The organism is Brevundimonas sp. NIBR11, assembly GCF_027912535.1.
Lineage (GTDB): Bacteria > Pseudomonadota > Alphaproteobacteria > Caulobacterales > Caulobacteraceae > Brevundimonas.
On record NZ_CP115465.1, the window covers coordinates 2,058,480 to 2,070,609 of the forward strand.

Here is a 12,130-nt window from a genome sequence, read left to right on the forward strand (position 1 = left end):
CGCGGCGGGCCCGGACCCGCCGCGCCTTCAGACTAGCTGAACAGGCCGAGCAGGATCGAGGTCGACTGGTTGGCGATCGACAGAGCCTGCGCACGCCCAGCTGTTGCTTCGTCTGCAACGACTGGAGGCGGGCGCTTTCCTTCGCCAGATCCGCGTCAACCAGGTTGCCCACACCGTTTTGCAGGGCGTCGGAGAGCTTGCCGACGAAGGCGCGGTGCGTGTCCAGCGACTTGGCGCCGGTGCCCGGGCGAGCCAGGGCCGACGACACGTTGTCGATAGAGGCGTTGACGGCGGCCAGAGCGGTCGTCGCCAGGGTCGAGGTGCCGATGGTCATCGCAGCCGTGACGGTCACGTTCGCGCCGCCGAGAGCCAGGTTTTGAGCCTTGACGTCGATGGTGGTGCCCGAAGTGTTCGACAGCGCCTTGTCGGTCGCGGCCAGGGCCTTTTCCTTCAGTTGAACGAGCAGGTCCGAAACGGACTCACCAGCGGCCAGACCGACGTCGATGGCGGAAGATCCACGATCCAGGCTGTCCTTGGCGGCGTTCATGGCCGGGATTTCCGAACGCTGACCCTGGGCGATAGCCCAGATGGCGCCGTTGTCCTTGGACGAGTGCACCTTCTTGCCGGTGTTGATGCGCGCTGGACGGTGGCCAGCTCGGCGTTGGTGTTTTGCAGGTTCTGCAGGGCGACCAGAGCGCCCGAAGATCACGAAGTCGAGCTAACATTCGCCGAACAAAAGTAGGTCCGGCCGCGAAGCCTGGTCGATGAGGAAAGGGGAGCCTGTGGCGGACAGAGAGGGATTCGAACCCTCGGTAGGCTTTCACCTACACACGCTTTCCAAGCGTGCGCGATCGACCACTCCGCCACCTGTCCGTTGAACCACGAGGGCCTAACGCCCGGGAGGTCGCCCGGGGAGGCGAGGCTGATAGAACAGCGCGGCGCTTCCGGCAAGCGCCGCGCTGGTCAAATCGATCCGTGCTTCCCATATGGTCGCCATGTTCATTCTTTCACGGATCGCTGCGATGCTGAGCCAGAAGACCACCCTGCCGACCGCCGAAACCGCCCTGCCCGGCCGGTCCACGCCTCTGCCGACCGACGAGGTCCATTTCGTCAACGGGCGGCCGCTGAAAGGGCCGCATCCGGAAGGGTTCGAGACGGCCCTCTTCGGCATGGGCTGCTTCTGGGGCGTGGAGCGCAAATTCTGGCGACTGCCGGGCGTCTGGGTCACGGCGGTGGGCTACTCGGGCGGGATCACGCCCAACCCGACCTATGAGGAGACCTGCACCGGACTGACCGGTCAGACCGAGGTGGTCCAGGTCGTCTTCAACCCGGCCGAGATTTCCTATGCCGAACTGCTGAAGACCTTCTGGGAGGGGCATGATCCGACCCAGGGCATGCGCCAGGGAAACGACGTCGGTTCGACCTATCGTTCGGCCATCTACTATCTGAACGACGAACAGCGGGCCGAGGCGGAGGCGTCGCGCGACGCCTATCAGGGCGCCCTGACCAAGGCGGGGCGCGGACAGATCACGACCGAGATCACACCGGCCGGCCCCTTCTACTTCGCCGAGGGCTATCATCAGGGCTATCTGGCCAAGAACCCGGACGGCTACTGCGGCATCGGCGGCACGGGGGTGGTCTGTCCGATCGGAGTCGGCGTCGAGGCGTGACGATATGGACCGGGCAGGAATAGGCAGGGCCTGTCTGGCCTTGCCCGGAGCCACGCTGGATCATCCCTTCGGCGACCATCACGACGCCTATCGCGTCGGCGGAAAGATGTTCGTGATGGTCGGCCAGGAAGGCGGGGTGTCGTTCAAGGTTTCCGACATCGCCTATGCGATCCTGACCGAGACCGGCAAGGCGCGACCGGCGCCCTATCTGGCGCGGGCCAAATGGGTGAACCTGCCGGACCCTGACGCCTGGGATGATGACGAGTTGGCCGAGCATTTTGCGATCGGCCATCGCATTGTCGCGGCGAAACTGACGAAGAAGGTCCGGGCTGAACTCGGCCTCTGACGCGCGGTCTCAGGCAGCGGGCGGGCGGCGCACGAAGGCGTCGTAGACGTGTGTCGTCTCGGCGAAGGTGACGCGGGCAGGCTGGCCCGCGAACGGTTGATGCGAGAACCAGGGTTCGGTCAGAGACGCCGCGATGGGATCGCCGATTTTGTCGACGTTCCAGCCGAGCAACAGCTTTCCGCCGGGCCTGAGGATGCGCGACAGGGCCTGCAGGGCCTTGCGTTGCTGATCCGGCGCATCGACGCCGAAACCCAGCACGCCGTTGCAGACGATGGCGTCGAATATCTGGTCTGCGAACAGGGTGTCGGCCTCGCAGATGTCGCCGGTGCGGTGGCGTCCCTCCACCCCCCAGCGCGCGGCGGCGGGATCGATGTCGGTGGTCCAGACCTCGCCGCCTTGCGCTTCCAGGACCGGATAGTCGTCGGCGGTGTAGGCCCGGCACCCGACCCACAGGATTTTGCCGCCTTCGGTCGCGAAGGCGGGGATGTAGGCTTCGGCGAGCAGCTTGCGGTCCGGCAGGTCACGGATTTTTTGCGACCGGCGGCTCTTGAGCGCCTGCACGCCCGCGTCGCCCGCGAACAGTCTGGTCAGAAACGTGCGTGCGCCCACTCGACTACCTCTCGCCTCGAATACAAATTCGGGCCGGTTGGGCGTAATGCCCAACCGGCCCGTCGAGGATCATCGCCGTGAGACGGCGCCGATCCATTCGGCAAGGGTTCAGGAGGCCCCGCCGAAATGTGAACGCCTCAGGCCCCCGTGAGGGTCTCCTGAGACCGTGAAGCCGGCCATGCCCAACGCAATCGCGGCGCAGGCAGTGCCGCGATCCTCTGGATGAGCGAGCTGGAGCGCGCAGTCGGCGCGACCCGCTGCGCCACCAGCCTTTCGCGCAGAGCGTCCAGTTGGGCAGCGCGTACGGCCGGGCTGTGGTTGGCCATGACGAATGCCTGGCCCGCGCGGGCCATGTCGACGCGACGGACGGGATCCAGGATCAGTCCGGTGATCGCCTCGATCAGCGCCGGAGCCTGTGGGTTCTCGACGTAGACGGCGTGGGGGCCGCTGGCTTCGCGCAAGCCGCCCCGGCCTGACGAAATCAGGGCCGCGCCCGCTGCGTGAGCTTCCAGAGCCGACAGGCCGAGGGCCTCGGCGACGAACGACGGCGTGACCGCGATGGCGGCGCGACGGGTCTTGGCCTTGACCTGGGCCAATGACGCGGACTTGTGGATCGCGACCCGGTCGCCGAACCGCTCGAGCGGCTTCAGACGGGGTTCGGCCCAGTCGGCATGACGGTCGAAGTCGCCCAGCATCAGGGCGGCCTGCCAGTCCGGGAACCGATCCAGAACGACTTCCAGCGCCTGGCACAGGGGCTCCAGCCCCTTCTCGGCCATGGCGCGGCCTGAGAAGACGATCAGGTTGTCGCGGTCGGTCGGGTCGGCGGTCCAGCCCTCGACGTCGATCGGGTTGCAGATGGCCGAGGCGCGATCGGCGAAGCGGGGGTAATCGGCGGCGAATTCCGCACGGGCCGCCTCGCTGACGAAGACCAGGCGGTCGAACGCGGCCAGACGGGCGCCGTATCGCATGCGGTCGACGAGGCCGCGGGCGGGCTTGATGCGGGTATGGCGATAGAGGACGTGGACCCGGCCCGGCAGACGACGCGCCAGGGCGGCCGAGGATTCCAGTTGCTGGTGATATTCGACGTAGTCGGGATTGAGCGATTCGATCGTGCGGGCGACGGCGTCGGCGCGGCGCGACTTTCCCAGGCCTTCGGGCACGGCGACGAGGTCCGGCAGGGCGGGGTCGGACGCTCCGGCGTCGCAGATGACGTGGGTATGCGGCTTCAGGCGGCTGGGGGCCAGGAGGGCGCCGGCGACGGTTTCCATCGAGTTGGGCTTGGCGCGGCTCATCTGGGAGCCTCTGGGCATGACGACGGCGACGCGCATTCTCAGGCTCTCCGTCCGGCGAGTTGTGCTGGGGTGGCGGACATCGACCGGCGGCGGGCGCGGGGTCCGTTCAGGCCCAGAAGGCGGCGGACCTTGTACTGGGTGCGGACCCAGCCTTCGGCGGCTGAGCGGCGGATGCTCTTCACGTCGATGAAGGTCGCGTCCCCGTAGCCCGACAGGGTGTGAAGGCCGTCCCCATAGCCCTCGAGAAGGCCAGAGGCGTCGAACCGGCGGACCACGGACGCCTGGAAGGCATCGGGGGTCAGGGTCTCGATGCGAAGGAGGTTGATGGCCGCCCCGTAGGTCTCGGCGCAGTCCTGAAGCGGCAGATGCAGGACGCCGTCGACCTCGAACGCCGTCCCGCCCGGGCGCGAGGCGTGGAAACCCGAACGCACCGGATTGTCGCCATGCGGTGTCCACGGACCGGTGAGGACGTCGGCCGAGGCCACATGCAGTTCGCGCATGGCGCGGTCGGACGGGCCCGGCAGGGCGTAGAACATCCACCACTTACCGCCGTGACGGGCGACCGTCGCATCAATGGCCGGAACGTCGAGGATGCGGTGCGCGGGCTCCCAATGATCGGGGAAGCGGACGCACCGATACAGGGTCAGGCCGCCGGACTTGTAGCCTTCCGGCAGCATGTAGAGCTCGCCGCCGTCCTCGACCAGCGCCGGGTAGGACAGGTGGTACGGCTCGGCCAGGGCGACGCCTTGGCCCACCAGGACATTGGCCGGATCATACTGAAAATAGCGGATTTCGCCTCGCCGGCTGCGGTAGTCGAAATGCTCCGCGAAGATGGTGAGCAGGCCGTTGCGCTCGATGCCGAAAGGGTCGGCGACATAGGCGAAAGCGCCTTGATCCGGCAGCCAGGTCACGTCGTCGGGAGCGATGGCCGACGCGTGGACGCGGGTCAGCGAACGCCTGACAAACCCGGAACGCCACAGATCGTACATCGAGGTCCCCCACCGGCCGCCGTCGCGGCCTCACAAGGAAGACGGCGCCGGGGGCGGGGCGCCTCAAGAAAAAATGCGCTCAATCTTCGAGTTGCGACGCGTTTGCGAAGCGACGCGCCGCTTGCCTCATCAAATTCAGCACTGCATTACATTCCAGCGGCCCTCGGGAGGCCGGATACGGAGGGTTTCGGACCTTTGACCGCACCGCCGTCGCCCGCACTGCTGACGACCTATTTCGAGCAGAGAGACGCCTTGCGCCGCTTCTTCCAGGCGCGTCTGGGGGGCTCCGCCGATGTCGAGGACCTGTTGCAGGATCTGTATCTCAAGGTCGCGAGCCTTGAAGCCACCGCCGAGGTGCGCGAGCCGCGAGCCTATCTGTACCGTCTCGCGTCGAACCTGATGATGGATCGCTGGCGTTCGGTACGCCGCTCGGCGGCGCGGGACGCGGCCTGGCGAGATGTCGCCCATGTGCTCGGCTCAGCCGAAGACATCGATGACGCCCCGTCGGCCGAGGCCGTCATGGCAAGCAAGCAGAGGCTGGGACGGCTGCTGACGGCTCTGGACAATTTGCCGGACCGGACCCGCTCCATCTTCCGGTTGCACAAATTCTACGAACGCAGCTACGCCGAGATCGCGGAAAGCCTCAGCGTCTCCAAGAGCACCGTCGAGAAGCACATGATGAGCGCGTTGAAGGTCCTCGCGGCCAAGGTGGGCGTATGAAAGCGTGGCTTTACGAAATTCCTGCGACCTTTGGTGGAGGCGCGGGCACGGCGGCGCCGTCTAAGGATCAGACGCCCGTGTCGGCGACTAGAACTCGGCTGACCTACGCATGACGACCACCATCCACCACGATCAGGCGCTGAACTGGTTCGTCCGGCTCAGCGACGCCGACGCCCCCGAGGCCGCCTGGCTGGATTTCCAGGCCTGGCTGGAGGCCGATCCGGACCACAGCAAGGCCTATGACCTGATCGAACAGGTGTGGGTCGCCCTGGACGACGACGCACCGGCTAATGTGGTGGCGCCGATCGCCGCGAACGACGCCGGGCCCGCGCCGCGCGGCCAGTGGATCAACCGTGCGTGGCTCGCGCCGATGATGGCGACGGCGGCCGCCGCAGTCATGGTGGTCGGTCTGTGGCCGGAAATCAGCGGCGAAGGACGTTTCACGACCTACAGCACCGACGACGCGCCGCGCGAGATCGTGCTCTCGGACGGGTCGCGACTGTCGATCAACCGCCATTCCGACCTGCGCGTCCGCATCGGGGCGCGCGACCGCGAGGTCACGATGGCCGGTGGCGAGGTCGCCTTCGATGTGACCCATGACGCGAGCCGACCCTTCGTGGTCAAGGCCGACGACCACGAAGTCCGGGTCCTCGGAACGGCCTTCAATCTGCTGGATCACGGCGATCGCTTTTCCGTTGGCGTCACGCGGGGACTGGTCGCGGTGTCCGGCCGGGCCATGCCCCAGACAGTGCGCTTGAGCGTCGGTGATCAGATCGTTCATGACGGCGCTGCCGCGCCCGTCGTCTCGCATGTCGATCCGGAACAGGCCTCTGCCTGGCGGGACGGTGTCCTTGTCTATCGGGACACCGACATCGGAACGATCGCAGACGACCTGTCGCGTTATCTCAACAAGCCGGTTAGTGTGTCGGAGTCAGCCCGGGCGCTCCGGTTCACCGGCGCGCTTCGTATCGGCGACGAGGCCACGATGTTGAGACAGTTGCAGGATTTCGTTCCGATCAGGGCAACCCGAGAGAACGACGGGATTCGCCTGACGGCGCGTGGCGCCGGCTAGGCTTTTCCGTCGCCGACCGGCGACCCCATGGCTGATACTGACGCTGCTGCTCGCGGTCGGGCTCGCGCATACGCCCGTGTGGGCGCAAACCCGCGCGTCCGAAACCTATAGCCTGAACCTGCCGCCCCAGCGGGCCGACGAGGCCCTGCTGACGCTGGCGCTGCAGACCCGCCGATCGCTCGGTGGAGATGTTCGCGCCTGCCGGGGAACCACGCCCGCCCTGAGAGGATCTATGTCGCTCGGTGTCGCGCTGAACCGACTGTTGGCCGGGAGCGGCTGCGCCGGCGTCGTCCGGGGCGACGGAGCGATCCTGATCCGAACCGCGCGGCCAGCATCGTCAGCGCCCCCTCCCCTGCGGCCGAGATCCGCGCCCTTGCCGGCGGAGACGGCGGTGGACGTGCTGGTCTCCACCGAACTCAGCGACATCGTCGTCACGGCCGAGCGGCGCCCCGAAACGCCCGAAGAGGTCGCCGCCGCCCTGACGGCCATCGCGGGACTGCAGATCGAACGGGGCGGCGTCTCCGACATGATCGGCGTGGCCTCGCTGACGGCCGGCATGACGGTCACCAACCTGGGATCCGGTCGGAACAAGATCCTGCTGCGCGGCATGTCGGACGGCGCCTTCACGGGCCTGACCCAGTCGACGGTGGCCTTGTATCTGAATCAGATCCCCATCACCTACAGCGCGCCCGACCCGGACCTGAAGCTGGTCGACATCGATCGCGTCGAAGTGCTGCGTGGCCCCCAGGGGACGCTATACGGCACGGGCCCGATTGGCGGCGTGATCCGGACCATGACGCGTCGGCCTGACCCGGACGCCTTTTACGGCGAACTGTCCCTGACGCAGTCGGACACCCATTCCGGCGGGCGGAACAGCGATTACTCCGCCATGCTGAACGCGCCCTTGCTCGACGGCCAGGCTGCGATTCGCGCCGTGGCCTACGAGGAAGAATTTTCGGGTTACATCAACGACGTCGCGCTGAACCTTCCGCAGGTGAACGAGGGCGGCCGGAGCGGTGGCCGGGTGGCCTTCGCCGCCCGCCTGGGTCCCAACTGGAACTTCGGCGCAGGGGCTGTACACCAGACGATCAATACCGAAGACACCCACTATGTGATCCGGGGGCTCGGCCGGTTCCGACGCGCCAATCTGGTTCGCGAGCCTCATCGAAACCAATTCGACGCCGCCTATGTAACGGTCGACGGCCAGGAAGACTGGGGGCGGCTGGACGCTTCGATCGGTCTGGTCCAGCACGACTTCCAGAGCCGTTTCGACGCCTCGTCCGCCCTCTACCGCTTCGGCGCCCTGGCCCTGATCGGGGCCATGGACGAAGACAAGTCGATCGAACTTCTGACTGGCGAGGTGACGCTGGCCTCGCCCCGCGATGGACGGTTCCGCTGGCTGGCGGGCGGCTTCATCTCGACCAGCGACACGCGGACCAATACCACGGTATCCGCCCTGCGCCCGATTCCCGGGGTCGCCTACGCCGAGATGCGATCGGACCGCCTGCATGAAGTGGCCGTCTTCGGCGAGATCAGCCAAGACCTGACGTCCCGGCTCAGCCTGACCGTGGGGGCGCGCTACTACGACACCCGTTACAGCGTCGGATCGCAGGTGGACCAGGCCGCATTCCAGCGACGCTTCAGCGGCGAAGGCCGGACGAACGGCTTCTCACCCAAGATCGCCGTGGCCTATCGTCTCAACGACGACTGGAACCTTTACGCCCAGGCCGCGCAGGGCCAGCGCGCCGGCGGGTTCAACACGGCGGGGCCGGCAGGTCAGGCCTTCTCCAACGCCATCGGCGTGCCGGGCCGTGAATACGGCGCCGACACCCTGTGGAATTTCGAAGGGGGGGCGAAGGGTTTCCTTTGGGACGGAAGGCTGCGGGCCCGCATCGCGGTTTTCATGGCCCGCTGGAACAATATTCAGAGCGACCAGTACCTGCCCAGCGGGCTGGCCTATGCGGTCAATGTGGGCGATGGAGCCAATGCGGGTCTGGAGGTCGAAACGACCTGGCGACCGCTGTCAGGACTGGAAATCCGCACCAACGCCCTGCTGGCCGACCCGCAGATCACGAGACCGAGCGCAGTGTTCAATTCGCGCGGCGACGCCGGGCTTCCGGGCGTTCCGGCGATATCGGCCAATATCGTGGCCGCCTACAGCCGGCCCCTGTGGCGCGATCTCGAGTTCCAGGCGGACGGCCACCTGGCCTATGTCGGCGCTTCGCGGCTGACGTTCGATGCGGAGCGTCGATCGCGCATGGGCGACTATCTTACCGGACGTGTTTCCGTCGGGGTCGACGGCGGATGGTGGTCCGCGACCGCCTTTGTGGACAACCCGCTCGATACCGAAGCCAACACCTTTGCGTTCGGCGATCCCTTCCGTCTGCCGGAAGGGCTGGCCATGACGCCGCTGCGCCCCCGCACCATCGGCCTGACCCTGGCCTGGCGTCCTTAGGCGCCAGAGCATTGGACGCCCCCATGAAGTCGATGCAGCCCTAGATTGACGAGGCCCTTGGACCGGGCTCGGGCGCTCCCAGCGCCTGGGCGAGGTCGCTCGACGAAAACGGCTTCACGAGGGTCGTGTTCGCTCCCAGCCCTCCGGCCATGCTGAGCAGACTGCCCGCACCAAGACGCCCGCCACCGGAGATTGCGACGATCCTCAGGTCCGGTCGCGAGCGCCGCACCTCCATGATGAAGGTCAGCCCGTCGCGATCCGGCATCAGGATGTCCACGACGGCGACATCGGAACCTTGCGACTCGACCAGTCTTAGTCCCGTATCCACATCGGACGCGGTGACGACCTGACAACCGAGCCCCGTGACCATCTCGGCCAAATGCTCCAGCATCAACGGATCGTCGTCTATGACGCAGACCTTCATCCGCCCCGCCTCCAATGGTTGTCCTGACGTGATTGAGGATTGCCGCCTGTGACGGGGGAGCGTCAAGCGTTGCTGTCGCGATCGCGGGCGCCGGCGGTTGTGGCCGCGGTGCTCGTCCCTCTCCTTCTGGTGTTCGTCGCCTGGCAATTGGTGAGCGAATTCCGAAGCAACCGGGCCGTGCGCGCGGAAGTCGACCGGTCGTACGAAACGCGCTCTCAGATACAACGGGTCTTCTCCCTGCTGCAGGACGCCGAGACCGGGCAGCGCGGCTACGTCATCACGGGCGACGAGCGGTTCCTCGAACCCTACGACCACGCGACAAAGGAACTGGACGAGCAGATGCGAGTCCTGGCGGAGCTATTCGCCGGCGAAACCACGCATGCCGCCGACTTCGCGCAGCTCGAAACCCTCGCCGACCGCAAGCTGGCCTCGATGGAACAGACCATCGACGCGCGACAAACCGGCGGCTCCGAAGCCGGGATGTCCGTCGTCGCGGCCGGACAGGGAAAGGCGATCATGGACGACGTCCGCGATGTCGTCGCCCGCATGACCGAGGTGGAGGCCGCGTCCCTGGATGATTATGCCCGCGCCGCACAGAACCGGACCGCCCGGACCGAAATCATGGTCGGGGCCTTGTTCGTGGCGCTGCTGGGGGCGATCGGCGCGGCTGCCGTGTTGACTTGGCGATACACCGTGTCGCGCCAGGCCATGCTCAACGACCTGGTCACGACGTCGACGCGACAGTCGGCGATCTTCGACGGCGCCATCGACGCAATCATCACCCTGAATCCCAGCGGCAGCATCGAGACGGCCAATGCGGCGGCGGAACGCATGTTCGGATACTCCGCGACAGAACTGGACCGGCGCGACGTCTCGCTGCTGGTGGACATCGCCACCGACGGCGACGGCGAGTTCCTGAAGCGACTGGGCGCATCGCAGGGGGCGCTAGAAGGCGGCCTGCTTCGGCAAATGGAGGCCAGACGCAAGGATGGCGAGACCTTCCCCGTCGACGTGGCCCTGGGCGCCATGCATCTGCCGACCGGCACCCATGTCGTGGCCGTCGTGCGCGACATCTCGGAGCGTCGCCGGATCGAGCAGCTGAAGGACGAGTTCGTCTCGACCGTCAGCCACGAACTGCGCACGCCCCTGACATCCATCGCCGGTTCCCTGGGCCTGCTGGCGGGCGGTGCCGCGGGACCGTTGCCGGAGAAGGCCGCCCGACTGATCCAGATCGCCCAGGCCAACAGTCAGCGCCTGGTTCGTCTGATCAACGACATCCTGGACATCGAAAAGATCGAGTCCGGCAAGCTGAGACTCGAAATGGCGCCGCTGGACCTGCGGGAGATCGCCAGGCGGGCGGTCGAGGGGGTGCGAGGCTATGCCGACGAACTGGGCGTGGTCCTGACCCTGGCCGAGGGCGAGGCCGCTCCCGTGCGCGGCGATGCCGATCGCCTGATCCAGGTGGTGACAAATCTCCTGTCCAACGCCTCGAAATTCTCACCGCGTGGCGGAGAGGTGCGGGTGACGGTCGATCCCGAGACCCGGCTGGCCCGGCTGAGCGTGGTCGATCAGGGTCCGGGCATTCCCGACAGCTTCCGATCGCGAATCTTCTCCAAGTTCGCCCAGGCCGACGGATCGGATACGCGGGCCAAGGGCGGGACCGGCCTGGGCCTGGCCATCGCCCGCGAAATCGCGGAGCGCCACGGCGGGCGTCTGTGGTTCGAATCCGCCGAAGGCGAAGGCGCGACCTTCTATCTCGACCTGCCGCTGGCCAGCGAGACGGACAACAGCGCCGCGGGCGACGGTCCACGTCTGCTGATCGTGGAGGACGACGCCGATGCCGCCGAAATCCTGCGCACCATGCTGGAGAGCGACGGCTTCGCCGCCGACGTGGCCTCCACGGGCCGCGAGGGTCTGTCGGCCGCGCGGACCGGCGTCTATTCGGCGCTTCTGGTGGATCTTCAACTGCCCGACGCGGACGGCATCGGCCTGATTCGGGCCCTGAGAGCGGGCGTCGACACGCGCGACCTGCCGGTCGTGGTCGTCTCGGCCGATACGGCGCGGGGGATGGCGCGGGGTCGAGCGCTCGAAGTGGTCGACTGGATGGAGAAGCCGTTCGATCAGGTGCGACTGCGCGAGGCTGTGGCCGCCATCTACGAGAAGATGTCTGATCGGAAGCCCTCCATCCTCCACGTGGACGACGACCGGGACATCCTGGAGGTCACTGCGTCGGCGCTGGCGGGGACGGCGGAGATAACGGTGGCGGAGAGCCTGGCTGCAGCTCGAACCGCCATAGCGCGCAGCCGACCCGATCTGGTGATCCTGGACCTCGGCCTGCCGGACGGGTCGGGGCTGGAGCTGTTGGCGGACCTGGGTGACGAGCATGGGCGAACCGTGCCGGTGATCGTCTATTCGGCCCAGGAAATGGACAGCGCCCTCGCCAACCGGGTCGAGGCGGTCCTGACCAAGTCACGCACGTCGCTGGCGGGTCTGACCCGCACAGTCCGTCGCCTGACGGCCAGAAAAGACAACAAGTAAAGGAGTAGGGGAGAC

The 12,130-nt window shown here is 66.9% G+C and carries 10 protein-coding genes, 1 tRNA gene and 1 pseudogene; 6 read left to right on the plus strand and 6 right to left on the minus strand.

The features are described 5' to 3' along the window. Window positions 1-32: 32 nt before the first annotated feature. Together O5O43_RS10485 and O5O43_RS10490 are read right to left on the minus strand one after the other, a co-directional pair. Window positions 33-693, minus strand: a pseudogene (locus O5O43_RS10485) (flagellin). A gap of 90 nt (window positions 694-783) precedes the next feature. Then, window positions 784-873: transfer RNA gene (locus tag O5O43_RS10490), tRNA-Ser, on the minus strand. 149 nt (window positions 874-1,022) lie between these two features. Here O5O43_RS10490 and msrA point away from each other — a divergent pair. Beyond that, entirely contained in the window at window positions 1,023-1,670 is a 648-nt protein-coding gene (msrA, locus tag O5O43_RS10495; protein WP_271083830.1) for a peptide-methionine (S)-S-oxide reductase MsrA, read from the plus strand. 40 nt (window positions 1,671-1,710) lie between these two features. Then, window positions 1,711-2,016, plus strand: coding sequence for an MmcQ/YjbR family DNA-binding protein (locus tag O5O43_RS10500; protein WP_348637139.1), 306 nt, complete (start codon window positions 1,711-1,713; stop codon window positions 2,014-2,016). A gap of 9 nt (window positions 2,017-2,025) precedes the next feature. On the opposite strand, the gene O5O43_RS10505 is transcribed toward O5O43_RS10500, so the two are convergent. The 3 genes from O5O43_RS10505 to O5O43_RS10515 form a co-directional block, all read right to left on the minus strand. Further along, entirely contained in the window at window positions 2,026-2,625 is a 600-nt protein-coding gene (locus O5O43_RS10505; protein ID WP_271083832.1) for a class I SAM-dependent methyltransferase, read from the minus strand. Between the two features lie 137 nt (window positions 2,626-2,762). Further along, window positions 2,763-3,953 (minus strand): glycosyltransferase family 4 protein, encoded by a 1,191-nt coding sequence (locus O5O43_RS10510; protein WP_271083833.1) that lies wholly within the window; start codon window positions 3,951-3,953, stop codon window positions 2,763-2,765. Between the two features lie 2 nt (window positions 3,954-3,955). Then, window positions 3,956-4,906, minus strand: a complete 951-nt coding sequence (locus O5O43_RS10515) for a hypothetical protein (RefSeq protein ID WP_271083834.1) — start codon at window positions 4,904-4,906, stop codon at window positions 3,956-3,958. A gap of 195 nt (window positions 4,907-5,101) precedes the next feature. Between O5O43_RS10515 and O5O43_RS10520 the strand changes: the two genes are divergently transcribed. The 3 genes from O5O43_RS10520 (at window position 5,102) to O5O43_RS10530 (ending at window position 9,153) form a co-directional block, all read left to right on the plus strand. Next, complete coding sequence (locus O5O43_RS10520) at window positions 5,102-5,626, plus strand: RNA polymerase sigma factor (RefSeq protein ID WP_271083835.1); 525 nt, start codon at window positions 5,102-5,104, stop codon at window positions 5,624-5,626. 109 nt (window positions 5,627-5,735) lie between these two features. Then, window positions 5,736-6,698 carry a FecR domain-containing protein gene (locus tag O5O43_RS10525; RefSeq protein ID WP_271083836.1) on the plus strand — a complete coding sequence of 321 codons (963 nt, stop codon included), beginning with the start codon at window positions 5,736-5,738 and terminating at the stop codon, window positions 6,696-6,698. A gap of 76 nt (window positions 6,699-6,774) precedes the next feature. After that, complete coding sequence (locus O5O43_RS10530; protein WP_271083837.1) at window positions 6,775-9,153, plus strand: TonB-dependent receptor; 2,379 nt, start codon at window positions 6,775-6,777, stop codon at window positions 9,151-9,153. A gap of 40 nt (window positions 9,154-9,193) precedes the next feature. Here O5O43_RS10530 and O5O43_RS10535 read toward each other — a convergent pair whose 3' ends face one another. After that, window positions 9,194-9,577 (minus strand): response regulator, encoded by a 384-nt coding sequence (locus O5O43_RS10535; RefSeq protein ID WP_271083838.1) that lies wholly within the window; start codon window positions 9,575-9,577, stop codon window positions 9,194-9,196. Between the two features lie 177 nt (window positions 9,578-9,754). Between O5O43_RS10535 and O5O43_RS10540 the strand changes: the two genes are divergently transcribed. Continuing rightward, entirely contained in the window at window positions 9,755-12,115 is a 2,361-nt protein-coding gene (locus O5O43_RS10540; RefSeq protein ID WP_271083839.1) for a CHASE3 domain-containing protein, read from the plus strand. The last annotated feature ends 15 nt before the right edge of the window (window positions 12,116-12,130 follow it).

Coding starts and splice junctions, on each gene's coding strand:
- msrA (WP_271083830.1), top strand. CDS start 1,023: ATGCTGAGCCAGAAGACCACCCTGCCGACCGCCGAAACCGCCCTGCCC.
- O5O43_RS10510 (WP_271083833.1), bottom strand. CDS start 3,953: ATGCGCGTCGCCGTCGTCATGCCCAGAGGCTCCCAGATGAGCCGCGCC.
- O5O43_RS10515 (WP_271083834.1), bottom strand. CDS start 4,906: ATGTACGATCTGTGGCGTTCCGGGTTTGTCAGGCGTTCGCTGACCCGC.
- O5O43_RS10525 (WP_271083836.1), top strand. CDS start 5,736: ATGACGACCACCATCCACCACGATCAGGCGCTGAACTGGTTCGTCCGG.
- O5O43_RS10535 (WP_271083838.1), bottom strand. CDS start 9,577: ATGAAGGTCTGCGTCATAGACGACGATCCGTTGATGCTGGAGCATTTG.